This window comes from Chitinophaga sp. Hz27 (genome assembly GCF_042263525.1).
Classification (GTDB): domain Bacteria; phylum Bacteroidota; class Bacteroidia; order Chitinophagales; family Chitinophagaceae; genus Chitinophaga.
Map to the genome: position 1 here is coordinate 271,251 of NZ_JBHKFJ010000006.1, position 24,014 is coordinate 295,264.

The 24,014-nt window shown below is 41.7% G+C and carries 24 protein-coding genes and 1 tRNA gene; 5 read left to right on the top strand and 20 right to left on the bottom strand.

Going from position 1 to position 24,014, the window contains the following annotated elements:
* Positions 1-1,009: 1,009 nt before the first annotated feature.
* Complete coding sequence (locus tag ACE38W_RS16035) at positions 1,010-2,131, bottom strand: hypothetical protein (RefSeq protein WP_375832261.1); 1,122 nt, start codon at positions 2,129-2,131, stop codon at positions 1,010-1,012.
* A 799-nt stretch (positions 2,132-2,930) separates the two neighbouring features.
* Between ACE38W_RS16035 and ACE38W_RS16040 the strand changes: the two genes are divergently transcribed.
* Positions 2,931-3,869: a hypothetical protein gene (locus ACE38W_RS16040; RefSeq protein ID WP_375832262.1), complete on the top strand. Its 939-nt coding sequence runs from the start codon at positions 2,931-2,933 to the stop codon at positions 3,867-3,869.
* A gap of 182 nt (positions 3,870-4,051) precedes the next feature.
* Here ACE38W_RS16040 and ACE38W_RS16045 read toward each other — a convergent pair whose 3' ends face one another.
* The 6 genes from ACE38W_RS16045 to ACE38W_RS16070 form a co-directional block, all read right to left on the bottom strand.
* Complete coding sequence (locus ACE38W_RS16045) at positions 4,052-5,287, bottom strand: tyrosine-type recombinase/integrase (RefSeq protein ID WP_375832263.1); 1,236 nt, start codon at positions 5,285-5,287, stop codon at positions 4,052-4,054.
* A 263-nt stretch (positions 5,288-5,550) separates the two neighbouring features.
* A tRNA-Lys gene (locus ACE38W_RS16050) sits at positions 5,551-5,623 on the bottom strand.
* A gap of 114 nt (positions 5,624-5,737) precedes the next feature.
* Positions 5,738-6,289 carry a hypothetical protein gene (locus ACE38W_RS16055; RefSeq protein ID WP_375832264.1) on the bottom strand — a complete coding sequence of 184 codons (552 nt, stop codon included), beginning with the start codon at positions 6,287-6,289 and terminating at the stop codon, positions 5,738-5,740.
* 131 nt (positions 6,290-6,420) lie between these two features.
* Positions 6,421-6,747, bottom strand: a complete 327-nt coding sequence (locus tag ACE38W_RS16060; RefSeq protein WP_375832265.1) for a hypothetical protein — start codon at positions 6,745-6,747, stop codon at positions 6,421-6,423.
* Positions 6,737-7,144: a DUF4267 domain-containing protein gene (locus tag ACE38W_RS16065; protein ID WP_375832266.1), complete on the bottom strand. Its 408-nt coding sequence runs from the start codon at positions 7,142-7,144 to the stop codon at positions 6,737-6,739. Before ACE38W_RS16065 ends, ACE38W_RS16060 begins: the two co-directional genes overlap by 11 nt.
* Positions 7,145-7,235: 91 nt before the next feature.
* Positions 7,236-7,811: a Crp/Fnr family transcriptional regulator gene (locus tag ACE38W_RS16070; protein ID WP_375832267.1), complete on the bottom strand. Its 576-nt coding sequence runs from the start codon at positions 7,809-7,811 to the stop codon at positions 7,236-7,238.
* 82 nt (positions 7,812-7,893) lie between these two features.
* Here ACE38W_RS16070 and ACE38W_RS16075 point away from each other — a divergent pair, with 82 nt between their 5' ends.
* Positions 7,894-8,448, top strand: coding sequence for a hypothetical protein (locus tag ACE38W_RS16075; RefSeq protein ID WP_375832268.1), 555 nt, complete (start codon positions 7,894-7,896; stop codon positions 8,446-8,448).
* Here the strand turns inward: ACE38W_RS16075 and ACE38W_RS16080 are convergent.
* Complete coding sequence (locus ACE38W_RS16080; protein ID WP_375832269.1) at positions 8,445-9,476, bottom strand: RNA ligase family protein; 1,032 nt, start codon at positions 9,474-9,476, stop codon at positions 8,445-8,447. The two genes, ACE38W_RS16075 and ACE38W_RS16080, sit on opposite strands and share 4 nt — an antisense overlap.
* Positions 9,477-9,659: 183 nt before the next feature.
* Here ACE38W_RS16080 and ACE38W_RS16085 point away from each other — a divergent pair, with 183 nt between their 5' ends.
* Positions 9,660-10,184, top strand: coding sequence for a GNAT family N-acetyltransferase (locus ACE38W_RS16085; protein WP_375832270.1), 525 nt, complete (start codon positions 9,660-9,662; stop codon positions 10,182-10,184).
* An 83-nt stretch (positions 10,185-10,267) separates the two neighbouring features.
* Here ACE38W_RS16085 and ACE38W_RS16090 read toward each other — a convergent pair whose 3' ends face one another.
* The 7 genes from ACE38W_RS16090 to ACE38W_RS16120 all read right to left on the bottom strand — a co-directional run bounded on the left by ACE38W_RS16090 (position 10,268) and on the right by ACE38W_RS16120 (position 15,212).
* On the bottom strand, positions 10,268-10,606 hold the full coding sequence (locus ACE38W_RS16090; protein ID WP_375832271.1) for a hypothetical protein: 339 nt from the start codon (positions 10,604-10,606) through the stop codon (positions 10,268-10,270).
* A 138-nt stretch (positions 10,607-10,744) separates the two neighbouring features.
* Positions 10,745-10,894, bottom strand: a complete 150-nt coding sequence (locus ACE38W_RS16095; protein ID WP_375832272.1) for a hypothetical protein — start codon at positions 10,892-10,894, stop codon at positions 10,745-10,747.
* A 129-nt stretch (positions 10,895-11,023) separates the two neighbouring features.
* On the bottom strand, positions 11,024-11,881 hold the full coding sequence (locus ACE38W_RS16100) for a helix-turn-helix domain-containing protein (RefSeq protein ID WP_375832273.1): 858 nt from the start codon (positions 11,879-11,881) through the stop codon (positions 11,024-11,026).
* An 8-nt stretch (positions 11,882-11,889) separates the two neighbouring features.
* Positions 11,890-12,813, bottom strand: coding sequence for a transporter (locus tag ACE38W_RS16105; RefSeq protein WP_375832274.1), 924 nt, complete (start codon positions 12,811-12,813; stop codon positions 11,890-11,892).
* 20 nt (positions 12,814-12,833) lie between these two features.
* Positions 12,834-13,868 carry a cytochrome-c peroxidase gene (locus ACE38W_RS16110; protein ID WP_375832275.1) on the bottom strand — a complete coding sequence of 345 codons (1,035 nt, stop codon included), beginning with the start codon at positions 13,866-13,868 and terminating at the stop codon, positions 12,834-12,836.
* Positions 13,869-13,879: 11 nt separating this feature from the next.
* Positions 13,880-14,698 carry an MbnP family protein gene (locus ACE38W_RS16115; protein ID WP_375832276.1) on the bottom strand — a complete coding sequence of 273 codons (819 nt, stop codon included), beginning with the start codon at positions 14,696-14,698 and terminating at the stop codon, positions 13,880-13,882.
* Positions 14,699-14,867: 169 nt separating this feature from the next.
* Complete coding sequence (locus ACE38W_RS16120; protein ID WP_375832277.1) at positions 14,868-15,212, bottom strand: hypothetical protein; 345 nt, start codon at positions 15,210-15,212, stop codon at positions 14,868-14,870.
* Between the two features lie 292 nt (positions 15,213-15,504).
* Here ACE38W_RS16120 and ACE38W_RS16125 point away from each other — a divergent pair, with 292 nt between their 5' ends.
* Positions 15,505-17,127: an NADP-dependent glyceraldehyde-3-phosphate dehydrogenase gene (locus tag ACE38W_RS16125; protein ID WP_375832278.1), complete on the top strand. Its 1,623-nt coding sequence runs from the start codon at positions 15,505-15,507 to the stop codon at positions 17,125-17,127.
* 133 nt (positions 17,128-17,260) lie between these two features.
* Here the strand turns inward: ACE38W_RS16125 and ACE38W_RS16130 are convergent, their stop codons facing one another.
* Entirely contained in the window at positions 17,261-17,917 is a 657-nt protein-coding gene (locus ACE38W_RS16130; RefSeq protein WP_375832279.1) for a DUF2306 domain-containing protein, read from the bottom strand.
* 129 nt (positions 17,918-18,046) lie between these two features.
* On the opposite strand from ACE38W_RS16130, the gene ACE38W_RS16135 reads away from it, so the two are divergent.
* Entirely contained in the window at positions 18,047-18,412 is a 366-nt protein-coding gene (locus tag ACE38W_RS16135) for a winged helix-turn-helix transcriptional regulator (RefSeq protein ID WP_375832280.1), read from the top strand.
* Positions 18,413-18,432: 20 nt separating this feature from the next.
* On the opposite strand, the gene ACE38W_RS16140 is transcribed toward ACE38W_RS16135, so the two are convergent.
* The 4 genes from ACE38W_RS16140 to ACE38W_RS16155 form a co-directional block, all read right to left on the bottom strand.
* On the bottom strand, positions 18,433-19,233 hold the full coding sequence (locus tag ACE38W_RS16140; RefSeq protein WP_375832281.1) for a helix-turn-helix transcriptional regulator: 801 nt from the start codon (positions 19,231-19,233) through the stop codon (positions 18,433-18,435).
* Positions 19,234-19,489: 256 nt separating this feature from the next.
* Positions 19,490-20,905, bottom strand: coding sequence for an aldehyde dehydrogenase family protein (locus ACE38W_RS16145; RefSeq protein WP_375832282.1), 1,416 nt, complete (start codon positions 20,903-20,905; stop codon positions 19,490-19,492).
* Positions 20,906-21,018: 113 nt separating this feature from the next.
* Positions 21,019-21,567 (bottom strand): serine O-acetyltransferase, encoded by a 549-nt coding sequence (locus tag ACE38W_RS16150; protein ID WP_375832283.1) that lies wholly within the window; start codon positions 21,565-21,567, stop codon positions 21,019-21,021.
* 190 nt (positions 21,568-21,757) lie between these two features.
* Positions 21,758-23,932 (bottom strand): TonB-dependent receptor domain-containing protein, encoded by a 2,175-nt coding sequence (locus ACE38W_RS16155; protein ID WP_375832284.1) that lies wholly within the window; start codon positions 23,930-23,932, stop codon positions 21,758-21,760.
* Positions 23,933-24,014 lie beyond the last annotated feature (82 nt).

Sequence of the window (24,014 nt, forward strand, 5' to 3'; positions counted from 1 at the left end):
ATGGCAGAAAAAGAAAGAAAGCCCCCAAAATAGTGTCGATAGATATGTTGCCATTAAGAGGATTTCTATGTTGTCCAAAATGTAGTCGTACAATTACTGGGAATGCAATGTATAGTAAGATTCGTAAACCAAGAGAACTTTGGTTATCCGATCAAATTGATAGTTTGGATTACAAGCCAATAAAGTCTGAATCAGAATTAAGAATTACCTTCCTGGAAAATCAGCGAACTAAATTTAAAAAGGCATCAGACAATATTAAATCTATTCTAAAATCAGCCACATATAACCCTTTGCAACCTTTCAAAGTTATACAGTGAGGGAGATATTGAAATAAAACGGAAAATTATTGGTTAGATATTTAGCGAAAAACTGATATTTACCGGAGAGGTATATCTGTATAGTGCGAATACATTTATCCCACCGTATCAATCGGTACATCTTTTTCCAGATTCACCGTGGCGGCAAAGGTATATCGCGCTGTATGGGTCGTTAGATGCTTTTTAATATCGCATAGCGTAGATATTCCCTGTAGATAGGCATTATGCCGCTGGTTACTATTAACGGACAATAAGCAGCGGTATAACAGGCAATACGGAGATTCCTTGTACCAGTTAACTATCTCCAATGGAATTACCACTCAAAACAAAAAAACTTGTAGAAGCTGACTCTACAAGTTTTTAATTACGTCAGCATACCTATTTTTATGCTTCTCCGTGATCCCTATGGTACAGAAATCGAACTATTTAAAAATGGACTTGACGTTAATAAGTAAAGTATTGATTCCTTAAATAAAATCCATAAGCGAATTAATGAATACCATAGACTTCTTATTGACAACCTCATTTCAGTATAAAGAACTAAAGGTATTTCCTTATAAATTGGTGGCCATCATTTACTTTCTTGATTGTATAAAATTTCCCAAAATTGACTTTTAGCTTCATATTAACTTTTACAATATAGCCACTTAATTGTTGAAAAGCAATTCAGTTAATGATAAAGACTTACCCAGTCAACTTTCTGTTCTCTCACTTCCACTTCCATTTATTTCAAGCGTCACACTATCAAAATAATTTGTCTCTTTCTTGAAAATTTGATATTCTTCAGTTTCACGCATTTCTTTAAATATTGGAAACTCTTCAAGTCTTTCAATACTTAATTGCTTAGAATCTAGCGCAACTGGTAAAATCTCAAAAAATGAAGCTTTATCATCTTTTAAAGCAAATAATCCAAGTTGGAATATCTCTTTCTTATCAGAAAAATCCACCTTATCAATTTCCTTTTTCACCAAATCTAATTCCCCTGTTCGCTTTTTACAGAGCCAATAATTAAGTTGTGCAACTATTTTATCTGTAACGCTCAATCCTGCATCTTTGATCATAAAGAATGATAGCCCTTCGCAAATCTCCCAACGAGATTTTAGTAAATTTTCATAAACGATATTAGTTAAAACTTCTCCTCTTGTTGTATCTGTTTTGTCCAAATTCTTCCATAATTCAGCGGCGATTAAAATAAACGCCTTCTGTAATTTACATATAGCATTGTCCAAGTAACCTTTCTTTACAATTAGTTGATCATATATTTTAACATTTTCCCTATATGCTTCTTTTACTTTGGATATATATATAGAATTTACAACACCTCCATTATGAACAAACAAATTTCTTCGCTGATAGATTTCTATTATCTCGTCTTGCATTGGATCAACATAACTAACTCCTAACGACAATTCTGTTTTTAAAAGTGTAATCCAAGATTCAAAGTTACCTCTCAATATTTCTTCAATCTTTAAATCAATTAGATATTTTTCAGCATCCCCAATGGACTTCATAGCTTTCAAATCTGACAATGTCATTGTCTTTTTCTGAATACCTGCAGACTCAGGATGTCTATCATAGTAATAATGTAATATTTGAGAAAAAAACCATTCAACCGAACTAAGTAATGAAATCAATGCATTTTTATATAAAAGCTCAATATGTGCTCTAACTTTCTTTACGTTCTCAAAGTGAAGATCCAAATCAGCATTCTCTTCATTGTTAATCTTAATTAAAAAACCCTTAATACTTCCATCTTCCGGATTATTACTTTGCACAACTTCTACATCCAATTCTCTATTGTAAACTTCGACCATTTTTTTTTAACCTTCTCCTGCATTTTCTCAACCTTCTCCTTCTCATCATCTTTCAAGTCTTTTTTACTTGATAGAATTTCCTTTAATATTCCATATGTTATCAAAGGAGCGACGTGTTTATTGTGTTGTTTAAATTGATCATTTAGATAAGGATCGATAAGATCTATAAAATCTCTAAGACCTATTATGCTTTCATTAAAATCTGTAATATGCTTATTGAACATTGCTAATTAAATTAAATCAATATATACTTGGATCATGTGCAGTAACCTAATATATATAAAATTTAAATATAAAAAAAATTATTATCACTAATTAGTTATTAAGCGGCAGCAAAGAGCCGCTGACTAGCAGCGGCTTGAAGATGGAGTATATGGTGTGTACCTTATTACTATTGTGACCAAACTATGGGGGACAACTAGGTGAAGAATCAGGGCTAGGGTACGAAGAAAGAAGAGGTCTATCAATAGACAGATACGATAAAGCAGACCCTGCGTGGGATAGTGGTAATGGAGCGGTGAGCCAATATAGTCATTAATAAGTTTGATCTCTAAAAATTTGTCGTAGACAATCCCGCTTCCCGACTTTGGAGAAGAAGCGCTAAAAACGCAGGTTGTGATACAACCTGTTATCTTGCAGATTTCTACGAGCCAGGAAATTCTAAGATGATTAAAACATTATATTCCATTTTCTAACTAGCTAAACATATTCTAAATATATTTACATATTACCTACGTTGACGAGGTACCAATACACTTTGAACTATTAAAGGTTGTAGTAATTTAGACTCAAAAATATCATGATAACAAATACTCCTACAAAATCTGATTTTGAAAAGATATCAAAGCAAAATCTAACTCAAGCCTTCAACTTACTGTTTGCCGTTTATCAAGATTTCCTTAATCACGACGACGAAATAATTAAAGAGGAAGTACCTATTGAAGATATATGGAAATATCACCATGGTACTATCCGGACTTCATTAATTTTACTACATCAAGCAATTGAGGGTCTAATGAAATCAGTTATCTGCGATACTTCTCCGCTTTTGCTAATTGATAAGCCAAGAAAAGATTGGCCATCCTTTCCCGCATCTGATAACAAGGACTTTGATAGCTTATATACTATTGGAGGAGAGGCTTTAATGGCAACATTTTATGCAGTACCAACATCTATCAATAGAGATGAAAAATTAATAGAATATATTGAGGAAATAAGAGAAAAAAGAAATAAAGCTATTCACGGAACTGATATCAAAGATATATCAGCAAAATACATTATCGAAAACATTCTAAAAACGTTCACTATTTGGTTTGGAAAAGACGCATGGCATAAGGAACTCAAAAAAAACCTCTTGGAAAATCCACTATTTGGATACTTTGATGCTGACTATGAAATTGCAATTTCATACGAGTTTCTAGACTTTGCGCTTCTTATTATTGGTAAAAAATCACTATCAAAATATATGTCCTTAGATGTAAACAAACGGGCATACTTTTGTCCTGAATGCAAGAATGCCGTTGATAGGGACTATGGAACGCTGGAAAGTAAATGGGCTTTTCTCAATCCAAACGAGCCAAGTTCAACGCAAATTTCATGCTTAAACTGCCATCAAACATTTAACGTAAAAAGAGAAGATTGTAATACAAATGGGTGCATGGGTAATGTTCTTTGTATTGATACGGAAGAAATGACCTGCCTAACTTGCTTTTCAAAACACGAGAACGAAGAAGAATGAGAGGCAGATATTATTATTACAACTTCTTGAACAAGACATTACTCATTTATGTCACCACGAAATAGGGGGTTCACAAAACACACGTGCCTTATAGCCAGATGTTTTCCTCAATGCAGTGCGGCCATGTTCCACCGTTGCAAAAACATCTGGTCATAATGCACCAGCCTGCGGCAGCGAGCCAACTAAACGATCTGCAGTACCATCTCTCTATCAACAGCCAGGCGTTCACGTAACGCCCGCATATTATTGCTAACCTTCTGCTGCGTGATCTTGGCATAAATCTGCGTTGTACAGATACATTTATGCCCTAACATTTGGCTTACCGTTTCAATTGGCACATCATTTTCCAGCGTCACCGTAGTAGCAAAAGTATGCCGCGCGGTATGTGTCGTTAAATGCTTTTTAATATCGCATAGCGTGGCTATTTCCTCAAGATAGGCATTATACCGCTGATTACTGTTAACAGGCAATAAGCGGCGGTATAACAGGCAATACGGGGATTCTTTGTACCGGTTAACTATCTCCAACGGAATAGGCAGCAGCGGTACCCGTTCCGCCGTTTGGGTTTTCTCTCTATCCTTCACGATCCATTTTTCACCATCAATCCCAATTACAAGATTATCTGGTGTAAGATGCAGTACATCTGTATAAGCATAGCCGGTAAAGCAGCAGAACAAATAAATATCTCTTATCTCTGCCAATCGTGGAATCAGCTGCTTGTTATACAAGTTCATAATTTCGTCCATGGTAAGTCGCTCTCGCTGCGGATCTTCATAGGTACATTTAAACCCTGCCAACGGACTAACAACTAACCAACCTTGATCTACGGCCAATTTGAGCATCTGTTTTAAAATCTTCACATACTTCATTGCAGTGTTTGCACCTATTCTCTGCACCGTGGTAAGGAAATGTTCAAAATCCGGGGCAAAAGAAAAACGAATTTCAGAAAGCGGTCTATCTGAAACATGATATTGGGCTTTCAGGAAGGCGATCACCTTTTCTTTGGTGATCTCAAAGCGCTTCAGCGTTCGCCCGGACTTCTTCCCGGCTTTTACTTTCTCCGCAAACCGGCGGTTATGAAAGTCTATCACTTCGCATAAAGTCCGGGAGTGTTCCGTAATTCCCGCGAAAGAATTCTTAACAGCAGCAGCGGTTACCGGCTTACCGGATGCAACTAAAAGGCTGTAATGTTTGTATAGATTGGCTTTCAGGGTGAGTAACTGCCGGTTAATCGCCTGTGCTTCTTCGGGATTCCCTTTAACACATTGGGCGGAGGCATTCCATAATGCCAGGGTTACATACTGATACATGGAAAGTTCTGCACGTTTGCCGCCTATGCTGACGCGAAGATAGATAGCGGGCTTATTGTTTTTAGTACGTCTCTTGTTGAGCCCGAAAAGAACAGAAAAGCTGGTCATACACCACTTGTTTTTAGTTTACCAAAATTGTTTCAATTGCACTTATCCTGACATCACTTAACATTGGTCAAACGCAATACAGTATAGCATTTAAGGCCAGTGACGGTTAGCGCAATTTAATGATTCTGTTGCTAACCTCAACCCTCACTTTTCTATCGTTACTTATCTTTTCACACAATTACCACCAAAAACAAAAAAACCTTGTAGAATCAGCTTCTACAAGGTTTTAATTACGTAAGAGTATTTCTTTTTACTCTCTTTCGTGATCCCGCTGGGACTCGAACCCAGGGCCCATACATTAAAAGTGTATTGCTCTACCAACTGAGCTACGGAATCAGCAGTGAATTTTTCATCATTGCGGGCCGCGAAGATAAGGAGTAGTTTCTAATTATCAAGCGTTTATGAAAATATTTTTAAAAATATTTTTAGCATGCAAGAAAAATCTATACATTAAATACTCTGTGGAAATGCGTAGTATAACCATGCTAGAATCGCTGTGGTAGGGAGTATCCAGGAAATAGAGCGACGTAATTTTAGCAGCTTACGTGTAGGAAAAAATAAGCTGATTACACAGGCCAGCCAAACCAGTGGGAAAAACAAAGGCACTGGCACTAAAAACAAAAACAGCATCATCCCAAATTTATCAGTGCCATAGCAGTCATCGAATTCCCGCTTCCATAGCGGGTTTAAATGCTGTGCTGCAATTGCCTGCTGCCATTTGTTGACATCCGCAAACTGCTGCACCGTCATTGTTTTTTCGTTGATGATAAATTGCGAAGAGTCGGCGGAGGCCACGATATAACCTTTATAAAAATAAAAATGCTGGAACGAAAGGGTAGTGGTGTCCATGGAAAGCATTACCCAGCCTGTACTTTCGCCATCATGCGAGAGGGTATGATGATAAGGTGTTTCTTCTTCCCAGGCCGAGAGACCTCCTGCCATGCAAGAAAGAGGAGCGAGGAAAGTAAGTAGGATAAGGCATTTCACCAGGATATTACGCATACAGACATCATTACTTAAACAACGAAGATATTATTTCGCCTGCTTCCTAATATTGTCTAGCAGAATTTTGTTGTTATAGCGCTACGATAATAATAAAAAATGTCCGGAGCAATAACTCCAGACATTCCCCTTTAATGAAAGATAGCAATACAAGCTGCTCCTAAGGTGAGCCCTATCAGCCCATAGTACGCCGCCTTCGAATAATTTTTGTCTGCAAATCGTATATTGATCGCCGTTACTATCAGGAAAGCCGCCGTTTTAGGCACTACTTTATAATAATTGACATTCGGATATTTTAGCATCACCATTAAAACTCCTGTGACCAGCAATGTGATTCCCAGGAATAGTCCTGCTTTCGAACGGGCCCCAGCTCCACGTGTGGGCCACAACAATGCTAAATCTCCTACATAGATGGCAAACGCAAGGAAGTGAATTATCAAGATAGTACTAAACAGCATAGATAAGCGATTTTTTAGTAGTGTAGAGATAGTAAGGACCAACGGTCAGGCAAATGAGCACTGCTGTGAGGTGAGGATAGATTGTCCAGCTTGGGTGCAGTGGGTTACTCATTACGACGGTGAAATCAGTGGCAGGGATAACCGCCGAACAAATCATTAACCATCCCAAACTCCTGTATTCTTTGTTTAAAAGCAATACCATTGTTAACAAACCACAAGAAAAGTCACGGGCACCTTTGATGAAATGGAACTCGAAATGACCACTCATGCCTGTATGAATGCCGAAGGCTGCTTCTGCCTGCGCTGGTATAATAAAAAACCTGATTCCGACGAACATCAGTAATAAACCTGTGGTAAGGGATAAGAACCAGGCAGTTTTCTGAGAAATTGTTTTCATAGCTTGTATATTTTATGTTTTTTGTTTTCGTTGATGACAATACAAAGCTATGAAGTGGCAATTCCCTGTTCGTTAACCCAGGTTAATAAATTTATTTCGACAGTCTTTTTCTGATCCGGCTTAGCGATGGTGGCTGTACACCCACAAAAGAAGAGATGTAATATTGAGGCAGCCTGGGTACCAGGTCCGCATAAGTATCCAGGAAATGCAGATATCGCTGTTCTGGCTGTTTGCTATACAATGAATGGACTTTCTTAATTGCTTTAACATATAGCACCTCGCAGATCATACGCCCAAATTTCTGCCCCTCCGCAATGTGCGTATAAAAATCCTGTAAATCATCATACGAAATAACCAATAAGGTAGTGGGCTCTATACATTGAATGCTGGTGCCGGAAGGTGATTTGTCCAGCAGGCTGGCATAGTTTCCTGTGTAAAACATTTCCTTATCAAAATCTACGGTCATTTCTTCACCGTTTTCTTTAATGACAACATATCGCACCAAGCCGCTATAAATAAAGCCTATTTCACGGCAAACCTGACCTTCCCTCAGGAAATAATCCCCTTTTTTATACTCACGGGGAACAAATTTCTCTGTTATCCATTCTTTTTCTTCTGCTGATAATTGTATAAAATAGGAGATTTGCTTAATGAGATGCTCATGCATGGGGAGTTATCTTGATTTTTATTTCTCCCTAAAAATATAAATTTTAACAGATAATTTTGCCAGCATATTTTAGAGAATACGCATGAAAATTACAGCTGGAAGATACACGGTAGTGCTTACCAATGATGATGCTTTTATTCCTGGTTCTGCAGATAACATCGTGCAATACAGCAAAGTTTACCTTCCGAACCCACCGGATTATCAATGTGCACAGCTAGGCATATTCGTTATGGAGGCTGATAACATGATAAGTAGTGCCTTGGTGGCTGCTGAAGGCGTTTCTATTTCAGCAAGTACTGTTCCTGCTATCGTGGAGGAGGCAAGACTGATATTATGTCTCGCCGATACATTGTTTTGCCTGGCCATACCAGGACTGGATCTGGTATGGCGCGTCAAAGCTGATACTGCACTATGTTTCCAGGTATTTAGGTATAGAGAGGATTATATTGTCCACGGAGAGCTGGAAATATCCCGCATAGATCATCATGGAAACATCGTGTGGCAGCGATCCGGCGCGGATATCTTCACTACCGTTGATGGGAAAGAGGCATTTTGGTTAGCTCACAATTATATTTTCGCTACTGACTTTCAAAATAATCAGTATAAATTCGATTATGATGGTATTGATATCAGTTAAACGTACCCGTTTATAAATGCCGTAATACGCATCATTATACGGTCTCTGATCCATTGGGTTTCCGACTCGCTCAACTCATCCAGGATATGGCCGTTGTCCAGATTGAAATCTACATAAACATCTTCCTGAAATTCATTGCTGATCTCCTGCATACGGCCAGCATTGCTGGTATCCAGCCTCCCAGTTTTAGATAATACGCTATTCAGCCGGTTTTCCGTTAGGTAATTACTCATTTCTTCCACCAAAAATGATAGCTTTTCCGCCCTGGACGTAATTTCCGGTATCAGCGACCATTTCTCCGCCTCATGGAATTTTTTCTCCTCATCAAACTCAGGGTTCTTAATTTTGATGATAGGTCGTATATCCAGCTCCGTTAGGCCCACATGCTGCAAAGGCTTCACCACAATGCCTTCAATAAGGTTGTTGTCCAGCGCCGGCAACTGCAACTGTGCCGGCACGCCGGAGTTTATCCTTGTATTGAAATTCAATACTTCATTCAGCTTACCGCTAAACAGGATTTTCGCATGAAAGATGTCATACTGCTCAAAATAACTTACTGACCGGGCATAATCCAAATACTGCTTCGTGTCGTCACCATCATGTTCCATCGCAATGTCAAAAGCACAGAAATCCACCGCCGGACTGTAATATACGCCTGTCTGGATTGCCTGGAACTGCGGCTCAGCGGCCACTTCAGGATGAGGGTATTCTCCGCCAAACAATTCGCCGTAAATAATATAACGGTCCGCTGGCATATCTTGTGATAACTGTTCAAACAGCCTGATGATCCGCTCTTCCAGCCTGGCAACTACCAGCTGGAATCCAAAGAAATCGTCTGTCCACTGGAGGTAGTCCTTTCGCTTGGCGTATAGCAAGCGATGGTTTTCATATACAAAGCTGAAATTGGCACCGTGAATTTTCTCGGTCACCACCCATTTTAATTTATTCAGGTCATGCTGACTCCGCTCAGATAAATTAAGTCCCTTCAGACTCTTGGGCATTTTTTCGTATTCAGAATTTTTGTTCATGACTTCCTGCTGATGGCTTTATTTACTTCCTGGCATCCGTGGATTACGGCTTTTACTATGCGAAGGTACTACTTTACGAATGGCTGTATATAGCTGGAATCAGGGATAAAATGGCGTTAAACTGCCTATAATTGACTTTCGTTGTTTGTACAAAATAGCTATTTTAGCGTTAATCGACCACTTATGGAACTCAGAAAAGCCAGACCTCAGGACCTTCATGCTTTACAGCAAATATGCCATCAAGCCTACACCGCCAATTTTCATGCTCACTGGACAGCGAATGGCCTGGAACTATACCTGGAAAAGGAATTCAGCGAAACCAGGTTAATCGGCGACCTGCAAAATAAATGGATCGATTACTTTTTTATTGTTCATGATAGCAATATTGCAGGCTTTATGAAGGTAAACCGCTGGTCCAATCTTCCAGGACAGCCACCAGAAGCAGGTTGCGAGCTAGAGAAAATATATGTACTCCCTCAGTTTAAAGGCTATGGCCTTGGAAGTTTTGCACTTGCCCATCTCATTGCCGACACCAGAGAGTCGGGGAAGCAGATTTTATTCCTTTGCGTGATAGACACTAATGAATCGGCGATTGCCGTATACGAAAAATCAGGGTTTAAATTTCATAGCAAAACCAAACTGGAAGCACCTTTTTTTCGTGAAGAACTACGTGGAATGAACCGTATGTTTTTGAACTTATATCGGTAATGGCTATATGTAGTTATACTTGATTACTGATGAAATGAACAGGCAGTCCAGGCTAAATAGTGGCTGCCTGCTCATAGCATTTATTAGCAAGTGGTAGTTACCTCAAACTGAGAAATAACAGCGCCTGTCAATAAATTCAGTATCCTTATTTCAATGACTGCAGTACTTCCAAGTCCGCTGGACGCTACTACCTGCCCGCTATAGAAGGGTTGCCAGCTACCGATAGTGGAACCGCCGGAAGAGTAATAAGTGGTAATTCTGATCTGAATGGGGCCTTTGGATGCCCAGCTTGGATCTTTGTTTACTGCAATGTTCCAGGAGTCAACAGATGTCTGTATGTATTTCTTACAGAAAAACTGTGCCTGTGCTTTTACCGTCACAGAAGCAACTACCAATAAGAGAAGGAAGATTATTTTTTTCATTCTAAAAGGAGTTTGGGTTAAGATTATACAGACAAAATAATACATGCCCACTGATAAAAACAGCCGGTTAGATGAAATGAATCCTTTTATTCTTACTGTAGTATTACTGCGTTCCCTGTTGCTATTTTCGGACGCTTACTATATCGCCCGCAATAGCTCCAACAGGTGATGGTATTGTAACCCCACCATGAGCAGCAGTACCAGTAACAGCGACAGTTTTATCATTCTCCTGCTACGATTGAATTTGCGCTCATTTCTTCTTAATACATCATTGGTATCTTTTATCATACAAGGTATTTTTAATTAAGATTCATTTTAATCACCTTTGGCGTGGATGTAATTGTGATGCCGGTTTGGGCTCTTAACTTCACCCGGATGGCAACTTTTTCTTCTGCTGAATATTTAGACATAACCAGACTAATGATTTTTACGATAATGCTCCGGCGTCACGCCAGTATTCTTTTTAAAAAATGTAATGAAATAAGATACATGCTCAAACGCAAGCTCCCGTGCAATATCCGCTATAGGTAACGCCGTATAGTGAAGTAGCCGCTGGGCCTCGATTGTGATCCTTTTCCGTATCATGGCGCCACTGGATAAACCTTCCTGTTGCTGGCATAGTTTGTTCAGGTAGTTGGTGGTGATATTTAATCCTGCTGCATAAAATGAAGGCGTTTTATGCATCGTGAAATGTATATCCAGCATCGCTTTGAACTGCCTGATCTTTTCATCTCTGATATTCCGCTTTATAACAGGCGTTTCTTGTGATAGCTCACGATCCAGCTGACAGAGCAAAATATTCAGATAGGAGCGAAGTATGCTGTCCGCATTTTTCTGATGCAGTTGAAACTCCCGCTTCATGAGGTCCAGCAATACTTTCCATGAGCTGTACTGCGCTGTTGTTAACAGCAGATGACAACCATTTTCTCTCTCCAGAAAACTAAATCCGGACAGGACATTATTGTTATATCTGACAGAAAAAAAATCTTCCGCAAAACATAATAATTGCCCTTTTGCATGCGGCGGTAGTTGCAGCTGGAAAATATTGCCAGGCCTTGCACATACAACTGCCGGCTTTGTAACTGATATCTCATGACCATCCACAACTACTTTAGCTTTTCCTTTTTGCACCAATAGCAATAAATAGAAGCTAAGCTTTGCCGGTTTGCCCGACAGTAGCTGGTTTTCAGGTAGACGATTGAAATCGCTTACCCAGAAATGCTCGGTGGCCGCTGGCAGCATACAGGTAGTAATTTCTTTTGTTTTTGTAAGCATGTTCACGATCAAAAGAGATAACTAATATGCACCATGGCTCTGTTACCGGCTTTTATCCTTTTGTCTGCCAGCTGTTGGAAGATGACCGGCTGGAAGTTAGCACCCATGGAAATATTGCCCATGGTGGCTTCCAGGCCAGTGGTGCCCATCAGCGTATAGCCGCCGGAGTTATCTACGCTATATTTTTTGTTTTCCTTGTCCTTTGCGGCTGTTTCATATAATATACCGGCATTGGGCGCAATGGTGACAAGCTTCGTTAGTTTGATTTTGTAGTATGCCAGGAGGTTTGCCGTGAATTTATTGCCATATTGATAATCATATTTATTGTTAGTATTGATTTTATAACTCACGTTAGCATTAACGCCGAAGTCCATCAGTCGCACATCGTACATTGCATTGAGTGTAAAATCCGTGCTGGCGGTACCCAACTGGAAGTTATTGGGCATATCTTCATTTTCTTTATGTTCCGCCGGTTCGTATTTTCCGGTGGGCAGTTTAAAACCTGCGCCCAACCATAGCGACTGTACCAGTAGTTTATTTCCGAGGGTCTGTTGTTTGTCGAACAGCTGGTAGTAGCCAACGGCTGCAATATCGCCAAGGCCTGATCGGTGAAGGGTTTCACCTTGGTTTTCGCGGCTGTTGAAATTAACTGGAACAAACCCTATGATGCGGAATTTTTTGCCAATATTCCAACCACCCCAAAGCTCTGCTGTTTGATAGGTTTCTGCTGTGGTAAGGTAAGAGGTGGTGCCGCCAGGCCCCAGATGAGAAGTAAGGGTTTTATACTGATACCTTAACCCTATAAAACGTTTTTTGAAATCGGGTAACAGGCCTATGTAATAGCTTCCTACGCCGCAGCCGCAGATATCACAGGCGCGCAACTCGTAGGAGATGCTGAGTATAATAGTCAATAGTACAATTATTTTTTTCATGCAACTATTATTTGAACAGATTAGGGCGTTTCCTGGGAGAAACGTTTATCTGTAATGAATTTTTTATCGTTTAAAGTATTCAGGAATGCCAGCAGCTGCTGTTGTTCTGTGGCCGATAGCGCTATACCTGGCTTGCCGCTGGTTTTTAATAGCGGGTCTAGTGTAGGCATGTCCGTTACTTCTGAAGTGTAATGCGTGAGTACACCCTGCAAAGAGTAGAACCTGCCATCATGCATATACGGAGCCGTGTAGGCAAGGTTGCGCAGGCTCGGTACTTTAAACGCGTACATATCCGCGGGTTGCAGCGTAATGGCAAAGCGGCCGGAGTCGTTGTTAGGACCGGGGCCGATGCCGTTGTTGCGAAACGACTGATCCGTAAACAGTGGCTCGCGATGACATGCATTGCAGTGTTGCTGAAATACAACATAGCCGCTGTTTTCATCGGGAGTGAAGCTGGCCTGGCCTCGTTTCACGCTATCGTATTTAGACTGGTCACTGATAACCATGATCATGAACTGTGACATGGCTTTCATCATGGTTGCCGTGGTGATATCCTTGCTGCCAAAGGCTTTCCTGAAGAGCTCCGGGTAAGGAGCGGTGTTTCTCAGCTTTTCAAGCACATTGCTCACTGTTTCGTCCATCTCCACAAAATTGCTGATAGGTGCCACTGGCTGAAGGTCCAGGTCAAAGATGCCACCATCCCACATAAAGGTGGTATTCCATGCCAGGTTCATGATGGGCGGCGCATTGCGGCTACCCAGCCGATCTTCAATGCCATGGCTGATATCATGTCCATGATGTGTGAAGGCAGATGTTTGCAGGTGACAGGAGCCACAGGAAATAGTATTGTTGCGGGAGAGTCTCGGCTCATAAAATAATTTGCGACCTAACTCAAACCCCGCCAGGGTCACCGGATTAGCCGCCAGAGGATAAACTGGTGCAGGAAACCCTGACGGCTGTACGAAACCCTGAAAGGAGGGCGTGGCAGCTTTATCGCGACTACATGACCATATCAGTAAAACCAATAAGCTCATGTACCAATAAGTTCTGTTCATCAGCAAAAGGTTTAGTTTTCTGTATGATCGTGGTGGAACATATTGGAATAGTTGTTTGCTACAAGCGTGCTGAAGTTGGAGAACATCACCGTAGGGTTGGTAGCTATACTAACATTGGTAGCGCCATTGAATACTTTCAGGATGTCTACCATAAGATGTACGTTGGCTTCCCGGCCCTGGCGCACTTTTGCGGCACCTGCTTGCGTGAGGTCTACACGGATTGTTTTGATGTTATTAATGGTAGGTGCGCTGTAACCACCGAAGCCACCGATATGATAACGGAATTTGCGTTGTCCGCTGGGATCTGCCGGAGCGGCCGCTGAAGTGCCCTCCATCTTAAAGAAAATATATCCCATATTCCATTCCCAATACATACCCTGATCCATGCCACCAGAAGGGTCCAGTACGCCGGTCCTTTTGGAAACATCCATTACACTGCTAAGGCTATCCACGCCTAACACGAAGCTAAGGCTGGTATACTCACCCTCGGGCACGCGTACTTTTACAAATTGAGAAGCGCCATCTGCCTCTGACACCAGGAAGTAGCTGCTGTCTTTAGGCACCACGAATTCAACACCGCTCTTATTGGTAACCTTAATATTGGTGATATAGTATTTTAGAAAATCGATTTTAAACTGTTCTCCTGCAGCGTTGGTATAAATGCCGGTGTTTAACTGTAGATTTTTATCTCCCACAATATTATCAAACTGGATGGAAAGCGTAGCTTTTGTGCTGCTGCTGGATGGCGCAGGTGCATCATCTTTACTGCAGGCGCTTAAAGCGAAGAGGGCGAATAAGGCAATCGAGGCAAATTTATTGATATGTTTCATGAGAGGTAATGTTGAATAGTAAAGGCAATAGCAAGCCCTTATCTGCAGTTGCATGCAGATTTCAATAGTTTGTAAATAGATTGTATGCGTTTAGTATGCGCTGAAATACAGCACAGGTAAATGTTTGCAGTAGATTATCTGCAAAAGATGAAATAATATAGGAAGCTGCTTAAGCAATAGGAGGGCGGAATACAGCGGAAGGCTGATCTATGGGGAAGCCTATTGATTGCGGATGATATGGTATATCTGGATGGATGTTAATGGCAGGTTGCAGGTGGAAGTCGGAAGGCAATACCATACAGTATTCCAGCTTATTTTCCAGTCTGCGTTCAGGATTTTCCTGGTCTTTACGTTCCTCTTCATGCATTTTTTTTGCAAGATGACATTTACCATTACAATGCATTTGCGGCTTGTTCCTGTTTTCGCAAAGATTGCTGGCAATATAATCCTGGTTGAGGTAGTAGTCGAGCAGCACAAAATAACGGCCTGACAGCTGGCAAAGCCAGACTATCATAAAAAGCGCTGTTATTAATAGTTTCCGCATGACTAGCTAAGTATTGCTACCAGTTTAATGATGACTCCTTACTACTTGTAAAGATAATGCTGATGGGTGTAAACGTAATTGATGGCGCAAATGTAGGATCATTATGATAAAAACCCTGAAATAAAAGCGGACAATAATTTTGATAAACGGGAATTTTCTGTGGTAGTGATCTGCTAGTCAAATATCTTCTCTATTGGCCTATCGATATATTCTATTTTGTTAATAAAACATTTTGTGTACTTTGTACAATAAATTTAATCACATGAGTTTTCAAGATGACCTAAAGCAACTTTTTGTTGAGGAGCAGGAGATACCGGAGGAGTTCCGGATTTCAGAGATCCATCAGCGTGAGTACCTGGTAAATGGTGAAATGAGGCAATGGGATGGCCCGGTGAGTGAAGTATATTCTCCGATTAACATCCCTGGCGCTGCGGGCTTGCAGCGCAAGCTGATAGGCACTTACCCGCTGGGTACCGAAAAGGAAGCCTTTGAAGCGCTGGATGCAGCCCTGGCGGCATATGACAACGGCCGTGGCGAATGGCCTACCATGCGTCTGGACGATCGTATCGACTGTTTATCGGTTTTTGCACGAAAGATGACCGAGCAACGTACGCTGATTGTTAAATTAATCATGTGGGAGATTGGAAAATCCTATGCAGACTCTATCAAGGAATTTGACCGTACCATCGAATACATAAATGCCACCATAGATGCGCTGAAAGAGATAGACCGTAGTTCTTCCCGCTTTGAGATCAGAGAAGGCACTATTGCACAGATCCGTCGCTCTCCGCTGGGAGTGGTGCTTTGTATGGGCCCATTCAACTATCCGTTGAATGAAACCTTCACTACCTTGATACCAGCATTGCTGATGGGTAATACCATCCTTTTCAAACCACCGAAACACGGCACCTTATTGCATTATCCTTTGCTGCGCGCCTTTATGGAATCATTCCCTAAAGGAGTTGTAAATACGATCTATGGCCGTGGCGCCGCAGTGATACCTGGTATCATGGCCACCGGCAAAATCAACGTGCTGGCCTTTATTGGTAGCAGCAAAGTAGCCAACGACCTGCGTAAACATCATCCTAAATTAAACCGCCTGCGCGCAGTATTGAGTCTGGATGCTAAAAACGCCGCTATCATCACTGAAAATGCAGATATACAAGTAGCGGTGAACGAGTGTATCCTCGGTGCATTATCGTATAATGGTCAACGTTGTACGGCCATCAAAATCCTTTTCGTGCACCGCGCTGTTGCCGATGAATTTAACGCCCGACTCAGCGAGGCTATTGGCAAAATGAAATATGGTATGCCTTGGGAAAAAGGTGTACAACTGACGCCAGTGGCGGAACCTGGCAAACCGGCATATATCCGCGAAGTGCTGGACGACGCCATTAAATATGGTGCAAGGATCGTAAATGAAAATGGTGGTGCTACCGCCGAATCATTTGTATTCCCGGCAGTTGTATATCCTGTAAATGACAAAATGAAACTTTACAGAGAAGAACAGTTTGGCCCGGTGATCCCTATTGTACCTTACGACGATGTGGAAGAAACGATCGCGTACCTGATAGAATCACCACATGGACAACAGGTGAGCATCTTCAGTAATGATCCGGAAGAAGTAGCGGCCCTCATCGATCCGCTGGTTAACCAGGTGAGTAGGGTAAATATCAATTGTCAATGTCAGCGTGGACCGGATGTATTTCCGTTCACAGGCCGCAAAGACAGTGCAGAAGGGACTTTATCAGTACACGATGCACTTCGTTCTTTCTCCATCCGTTCATTGGTAGCTACTAAAATGAATGATACCAATAAACAATTGCTGGAAGATATTTTGAAAGAGCATAGCAGCGATTTCCTTAGTACGAATTATATTTTCTAATAATTATAAGGAAGAGATGCAGTGATGCATCTCTTCCTTATTGAGCCACAGTGGCCTGCCTTGATGAGTATCCTTTCCTGCTGGTGGCCTATATTTTGTCTATATCTTGAAAAAAAACAGAACAGCAATCGTTTTATCTCGCGCTGGTCTTCTTCTTAAAACCGCTACTGCGGATAATTTCATAGGTATATAACGGTATCGCCCATCCCATCCAAAACAAAGGAACACTTACTTCTGCAAAGGTACCCAGCTGCTGCATGACAGGCAACCTGTTTGCAAATCCTGATATCAGGAAGGCAATAGTGACGATATAACTTCTGATCATCCACTCTTTGTGTAGTTTAAACTGTTTCCTGATAGCCGTCCAGAAGGCGATAAATGTAGCGCTGATCCACACCGCGGCCCATACCTGCAACGTGAACGCATAGGCCCAACTTAGGGCGTAAGCCGCTGTAGAAGCCAATACCAGCGCACAGATGCTACTTACTAATACTGCCAGCAAATAAATATAACCTACGCCTCTGTGCAGCAGAGGACTATAGTTCCTTAGTTTAGGCCAGAACTGTACAATGCCGCTGAGCAATGCTCCGCCACCACTGGTAATATGCGCAATAAGGAAGTAGCGCACCGGGAAATACCGGCCCAGCGCTTCCCGCGTCATAGCAAGGTATGGATCTGCAGGATGCATAAACAGCCAGGCCATGAAAAATACGCTAATCCATATAAGTAATGGGATAATATCGGTAAAGCTGAATTTGAACGGTTTCTTAAGAGTCATTTCTTTTTGCATAGCCAATCGGTTTTTGTCTGCACAAATGTCCTGCTATACCGTTAACCAGACAATAACCGAAAAAAGATTCGGTATGATTTGAAATGGCATTAAATAGGATATCGTACCTTTAATGCTAACCTAAACTGTATGTATACACGAAAAATTGAAATTGACCAGGAATGTGGCATCTTTATGGCGATGAAAGCGTTAGGAGGTAAGTGGAAACTATGTGTCCTGGATGCAGTAGCCAAGGGCATTTCCCGCCCAAGTGAAATAGCCCGCTTTATTCCTGATGCCTCTGCAAGAGTAATAGAAATGCAACTCGCAGAAATGTTGCAATATGGTCTTGTAGATAAGTTTACGGCAGATGTTTACCCGAAGAAAAGCGAATATAGACTAACCCCATTCGGCGAAAGTTTCTTGCCTATTCTCAATTCCATTGACAAATGGGGTATGGAGCACGCCGCCAGGCTCAGCGATCGTATGGCTGGTCAGGAACCTAATGCAGCATAGCAGTGCCGCTGCTTGCCAGCCTAGCTTTTAAGCAATTCCGTAGGACTATGCCCATATTGTTTTTTGAAGGCATAAGAGAAATGTGATAAATCTTCAAACCCAAGATCCAGATAAAAATCATTCGGGCGTTGCTGTTTTTTGGTGATGAGAAAATAGGCCTCCTGCAAGCGGCGATGCTGTAACCAGCTACGCGGCGAGGTATTGAAGATCTTTTGGAAGTCGCGCTTGAAAGTAGCCAGGCTACGCCCAGTAAGATACGCGAAGCGTTCCAGCTTTACATTGAAATGATAATTCTGCTGCATAAACTCTTCCAGATTGATTTTATGTGGGTCTGTAAAATCAAATAATACTCTTTTCAGATTTTTATCATAAGCAAATAATAACATCAACGCTTCTTTCTGTTTTATCTGCAACAGTTCTGGCGCTTTGTTTTCCAGCAGATCTTTGTACTGAAGTAATGACTCCATAAAAAAACGCAGGTGCTGCGCTCCTGATAAGTCAATGTATGCAGGTGTTTGCAGCTTTTCTTCCAGTACGTAATCTTCCTGGTCACGGGCTTGTTGGAGCAACTCATCGCTAAACCAGATAGACAACGACTTGTACTCTTCCTGTTCAAGCGGTTTTTTTATGAATTTAAGCAGATGATTTTTTCTTGCCAGATATACATCTCCCTTATGTAATATCTTACGTTCTGTACCATCGTTCAGTTCCATTTCTCCTGATATGACCATGGACAGGCTCTGGTGCTGTACAAATTGTTCACCTTCGCGGAATGCGTTGAAATGACAGGAGTAGTTGATATATTGATTGTTGTCAGCCATATGTTTTTTATTTCAGATTAGTGCCTGCGGCGCTTTTTGTTCCGCCTCCTGCGGGCACGCAAAGCATCGTAAGAAGCAAAGCAGCAAAGGTCTGCATTCTATGGTTTACCAAAAATAGACCCTTTAATTGGTAAAGATGTTATAATAAAGTATAGCTGAACTAATAAAGTACAAACAGCATAACACAGGTCTTTGCTGCTTTGCTTCTTATGTTGCTTTGCGAGAAAAGCGCCGAACGCGCCTCTCTACGGGATTTCTAAACCAGTATAGATTTAGGTTCCAGGTATTCTTCGAGGCCGAAGGCGCCGAATTCCCTACCCAGACCGGATTGTTTGAAACCGCCGAAAGGCGCCTGTGGATCATGTTTGAAACCGTTCACGCAAACCCTTCCTGCTTCAATTTGTGCGGCCACTTTTACAGCTCGACTTTCATCCGCAGAGGTAACGTAGGCTGCCAGACCGTAAGTGGTGTTGTTGGCGATGGCGATGGCGTCATCTTCGTTTTCATAAGGAATGATAGAGAGTACCGGTCCAAAAATTTCTTCTCTGGCAATACGCATATCATTGGAAACATTGGTGAAAATGGTAGCTTTTACGAAGTTGCCATTTTCGAGTCCTGCTGGTTTGCCAGGGCCTCCGGTTAGTAGTGTAGCGCCTTCTTCCATGCCGATTTTAATATAGTTCTGTACACGTTCGTACTGCTTTTCAGAAACCATAGGACCTACGTTGGTAGCATCATTGGTGGGATTACCCACTACTACGTTTTCAGCAGCGGCCTTGGCTAATTGGTTCACAATATCCAGTTTTGCTTTTGGTACGAGCAGTCGGGTAGGGGCTACGCAAGCCTGGCCGCTGTTCATATAAGCGCCAAAGACAGCCTGTGGAATGGCCTTTTCGAAGTCGGCATCCTCCAGGATGATGTTAGGAGATTTACCACCCAGTTCCAGTGTTACACGTTTGATAGTATCTACCGCTGTTTTAGCGATTTGTTTACCAGTAATAGTAGAACCAGTAAAGGAGATCTTAGCGATATCAGGATGTGTGGTAATGGCGGTGCCAACAACATTGCCTAGTCCGTTTACAACGTTAAACAAACCTTTTGGTAGTCCTGCTTCATGGATAATGGCAGTGAGTACTTGTGTTTGCAGTGCGCTCATTTCACTGGGTTTCACCACCACTGTGCAACCTGCCGCGATGGCGGTAGCCAGCTTACTGCAAATAAAACCATTGCTGGCGTTCCACGGTGTAATAATACCCACTACGCCAACAGGAGTCATTTGTACGAGTGTATTGCCTGCTTTGCGCTCAAATTCGAAATGTTGCAGCGTTTCGATCAGGCTATCGAAATTAGAGAGCGACATCATGGTGCTCATGGTACAGAACTGGCGCGTGCCGCCATATTCCTGTATCATTACCTCTGTCAGCTCCGTTGTATTTTTGCTGACAGCTTCCTTGAGCTGCTGGAGTAGCTGGATACGTTCTGCTATCGTTGATTTACGGAATGATTTAAATGCTGCCTTAGCGGCAGTTACTGCCCGCTCAACATCTGTTTCATCGCCTAGTGTCACCTGTCCGATCAGCTGATGATCGGTAGGGCTGATCAAATCAAAAACCTGTGTGCCATGTAATGTTACAAACTCGCCGTTGATGTAACCTTTATCTATACTTTTCATATTCTTTTGTTTTTACAGGTACAAAGTTCAGGTAGAAACAAAAAATCTGCTTTGTTGTATAGCTCAAATTTACTTTGTTATACGGCTCATTTTTTGACGGCAAGCAGTGTGTTTTAATTTAATATGTTATTGATATATCCTTCGCAGGGGTTGTCTTTGGGCACTACCTTACAAGGATTACCCATGACCAGCGAATATTCAGGAACATCTACATTGACATATGCATTAGGAGCGATCAGTACATTGGAGCCTATATTTATATTTCCTACAATCACGGCGCCGGTGCCTATCCATACATTATCACCAATGGTTGGGAAGCCTTTCAGCTTACCTCTGTTGGCCTGGCCAATAGTAACGTTGTGTGCGATGTTGCAGTTTTTGCCGATAGTAGCTTTTTCATTGATAACGATGGTGCCGAAATGCCCTATATAAAAGCCTTCACCGATCTGTGTGGCAGCGGGGATTTGTATGCCGAATTTGTAGGAATACTTTTTTCTCAGCATACTAAAGAATAATCTTTTCGGAGAGAATTTATTGCCTTCAGCAGCTTTCCGCATGACGTACATGTACCTGAAACCCGGAATGCGCAGGCCTTTGATGAATCCTTTGGTGCCTGATAATCCGCCGTAGCGGAAAAGGTCAGCTTTGATTTTTCTGTTCATGGTTTTTCAATGCCCTTTCGTTGGGGCGAGATGGTTAAGATATGGTATTGGTAAATATAGGATAATCTGTCTTGTTCTCCTATTTACATCCATCTTCTTCTCTTAAATTTAATTTTATTTTTATAAAGACAATCAGCTGGAATGCCTGTTATTACAGGTGCTCCAGCTGATAGCGGACAAAAGCATATCATTAATTCGCTCTGCTTCTTTCTTCCTCGTTACCGAAATTTCTCTGTTTAAACTGGAGGATATTATTACCCAGCTTATAGGTTAAAGCTACCCGGAAACCTCTGGTATCGCCATAGCTGCGCACTGTATTCTTTATGCCATTGGAATAGTAGGCTATCAGCGGCTTTTGCGCGTTGAGCAGGTCTTCGCCGGTGACGGTGATAGCCAGCTTTTTCTTAGCTACCAGGAATTTCATAGAAACATCCAGTATGTTGAGCGTGCCAATCTGGAAGATCTGGTAGCGGCCAGGCAGCTGCAATGCATAGTTCAGACTGAAGAAAACGGTTTTGGATTTGTTTAAGGTGAAATCATTATTCGTATAGATATACCCGTTATATCCATCAATGGAAGCAATGCTGCTAATCTTTGAATTCACACGCTGATAATTTACATTGAAACCGGTATAGCTGCTCCACCAACTCCATCTGTTAAAATTATAATAGCTGGAAATGCCTGTCTGGCTGGTGTTTGCATAGTTTAGCGGCGTTTGCCTTGTTACGTTGTTGCTGCTATCAATGAGCGAAAGTTCCTGGCTGAAATTGCTGACCGCGGAATGATACACGTTGACAGTCCAGCGTTGCTGCAACATATACGAAAACTCGAGGTTGTTGATATAGGAAGGTTGCAGGAACGGATTACCGGCGGAATAGAAATAAGGGCTGCTGCGCATCACAAAAGGATTCAGGTAGTCGAAGTCGGGACGACGTATACGGCGACTATAATTCACTGAAAAGGTATGCGCATCATTTGGTTGATAAGTAATATAAGCAGTAGGAAATAGTTGAATATAATGGTTGGTATTGGTTTGGTCCAGGTTTTGGGAGTAGCCGCTGGTTTGAGTGGCTTCCGCTCTTAGCCCTGCCTGGGTTTCCCATTGGCTGTTTATTTTTTTGCTGGCAGAAAAATAAACAGCTTGATTGTATTCTTTATAATTAAAAACATTGGACTGATCTTTATCTAAAATCGGGCTGCTGTTATGATGATCGTATACCACCAGGTCATTGTTGGTATTGGTATAGGAAAACTTGCCACCAAAGCTGATATTGGCCCATTTGTAAGGCAGCTCTGCATCTGTTTTGATGGAAAAGTTTTGCATCTTGTTGACATTGGCATTATTGGCCGCAAAGAAACTGCCTGGAATAATTCCTTTGTTAGGGTCTAATTCGTTACCGGAATAGAAACGGTTATCCTGTTTATTATAACTGAAATAGTCCACATCTGCGCTGAAAAGTTTTCCGCTGGAATCCGGTGTGAAGGCCTGATGCCAGTTAAGTGCATGCATAGTAGGCTTACTGTTGGCATTAGCATCCGTGGCAATATATCCGTTGACGTTAGTATCTGTCAAACGAGTGGTAAGTGGTTGATTGGCAGACTGGCGATTAGTAAAACTGCCTAGATATTTGAAACCGCTGCTCCACTGTTTATTTATTTTATAATCGATTCCCAAACTGGCGCTGGTAGCGTGGTTGGTAGATTTTGTTTTAACGACCTGCTGCCATAATTCTTTAGGATAAAAAATCTCCGCGGTGCTGTTGGTAAGCAGTTGCTGGCTACCGTTATTCAATGACGCCTGTAAGGCAAGTTTATTATGATTATAATCGAATACCCCCTGTAAGCTGCTACCACTATAGGTTTTCTGGATGTAAGCAGCTCCGATGCTGGCATTCCATGAATTGGCCCTGGCCTTTTTTAATTTAATATTTATCAGGCCATTATTACCTTCAGCCTCATATTTAGCTGGTGGAGTGGTAATGACTTCAATACTTTTGATATTATCAGCTGGAATAGATTTCAGGAAGATGACCAGATCTTCCTGGGACATGCGTTGCAAACGGTCATCTATCATCACCAATACCTCACCCTTACCGATTACAGCGATGTTATCCTGCTGTACCCTTATGCCTGGAGTGGCTTTCAGTGCATCCATGGCGTTGCCGCCGGCGGGCATGATAGCATTTTCTACATGAAATACCATCCTGTCCACTTTTTGTTCTATCATTTTTTTCCGGGAAGAAATAGTAATGCCTTTCAGCTCAGTGATTTTGGAAGGGAGTGTAGAATCAGCGCCAGCAGCTTGCTGCGCGTATGTATAAGAATAAGTAGCCAATGCCAGCAGTAACAGGATCGTTTGTTTCATGAGTTGCGAATTAAGTAGGACACAAAACTCAGGGGAATTAATGCCTTCTACCACTTTTATCGACAAACCCCGCCCGTTTTTC

Coding starts and splice junctions, on each gene's coding strand:
- ACE38W_RS16035 (WP_375832261.1), bottom strand. CDS start 2,131: ATGGTCGAAGTTTACAATAGAGAATTGGATGTAGAAGTTGTGCAAAGT.
- ACE38W_RS16040 (WP_375832262.1), top strand. CDS start 2,931: ATGATAACAAATACTCCTACAAAATCTGATTTTGAAAAGATATCAAAG.
- ACE38W_RS16045 (WP_375832263.1), bottom strand. CDS start 5,287: ATGACCAGCTTTTCTGTTCTTTTCGGGCTCAACAAGAGACGTACTAAA.
- ACE38W_RS16055 (WP_375832264.1), bottom strand. CDS start 6,289: ATGCGTAATATCCTGGTGAAATGCCTTATCCTACTTACTTTCCTCGCT.
- ACE38W_RS16060 (WP_375832265.1), bottom strand. CDS start 6,747: ATGCTGTTTAGTACTATCTTGATAATTCACTTCCTTGCGTTTGCCATC.
- ACE38W_RS16065 (WP_375832266.1), bottom strand. CDS start 7,144: ATGAAAACAATTTCTCAGAAAACTGCCTGGTTCTTATCCCTTACCACA.
- ACE38W_RS16070 (WP_375832267.1), bottom strand. CDS start 7,811: ATGCATGAGCATCTCATTAAGCAAATCTCCTATTTTATACAATTATCA.
- ACE38W_RS16075 (WP_375832268.1), top strand. CDS start 7,894: ATGAAAATTACAGCTGGAAGATACACGGTAGTGCTTACCAATGATGAT.
- ACE38W_RS16080 (WP_375832269.1), bottom strand. CDS start 9,476: ATGAACAAAAATTCTGAATACGAAAAAATGCCCAAGAGTCTGAAGGGA.
- ACE38W_RS16085 (WP_375832270.1), top strand. CDS start 9,660: ATGGAACTCAGAAAAGCCAGACCTCAGGACCTTCATGCTTTACAGCAA.
- ACE38W_RS16090 (WP_375832271.1), bottom strand. CDS start 10,606: ATGAAAAAAATAATCTTCCTTCTCTTATTGGTAGTTGCTTCTGTGACG.
- ACE38W_RS16095 (WP_375832272.1), bottom strand. CDS start 10,894: ATGATAAAAGATACCAATGATGTATTAAGAAGAAATGAGCGCAAATTC.
- ACE38W_RS16100 (WP_375832273.1), bottom strand. CDS start 11,881: ATGCTTACAAAAACAAAAGAAATTACTACCTGTATGCTGCCAGCGGCC.
- ACE38W_RS16105 (WP_375832274.1), bottom strand. CDS start 12,813: ATGAAAAAAATAATTGTACTATTGACTATTATACTCAGCATCTCCTAC.
- ACE38W_RS16110 (WP_375832275.1), bottom strand. CDS start 13,868: ATGAACAGAACTTATTGGTACATGAGCTTATTGGTTTTACTGATATGG.
- ACE38W_RS16115 (WP_375832276.1), bottom strand. CDS start 14,698: ATGAAACATATCAATAAATTTGCCTCGATTGCCTTATTCGCCCTCTTC.
- ACE38W_RS16120 (WP_375832277.1), bottom strand. CDS start 15,212: ATGATAGTCTGGCTTTGCCAGCTGTCAGGCCGTTATTTTGTGCTGCTC.
- ACE38W_RS16125 (WP_375832278.1), top strand. CDS start 15,505: ATGAGTTTTCAAGATGACCTAAAGCAACTTTTTGTTGAGGAGCAGGAG.
- ACE38W_RS16130 (WP_375832279.1), bottom strand. CDS start 17,917: ATGCAAAAAGAAATGACTCTTAAGAAACCGTTCAAATTCAGCTTTACC.
- ACE38W_RS16135 (WP_375832280.1), top strand. CDS start 18,047: ATGTATACACGAAAAATTGAAATTGACCAGGAATGTGGCATCTTTATG.
- ACE38W_RS16140 (WP_375832281.1), bottom strand. CDS start 19,233: ATGGCTGACAACAATCAATATATCAACTACTCCTGTCATTTCAACGCA.
- ACE38W_RS16145 (WP_375832282.1), bottom strand. CDS start 20,905: ATGAAAAGTATAGATAAAGGTTACATCAACGGCGAGTTTGTAACATTA.
- ACE38W_RS16150 (WP_375832283.1), bottom strand. CDS start 21,567: ATGAACAGAAAAATCAAAGCTGACCTTTTCCGCTACGGCGGATTATCA.
- ACE38W_RS16155 (WP_375832284.1), bottom strand. CDS start 23,932: ATGAAACAAACGATCCTGTTACTGCTGGCATTGGCTACTTATTCTTAT.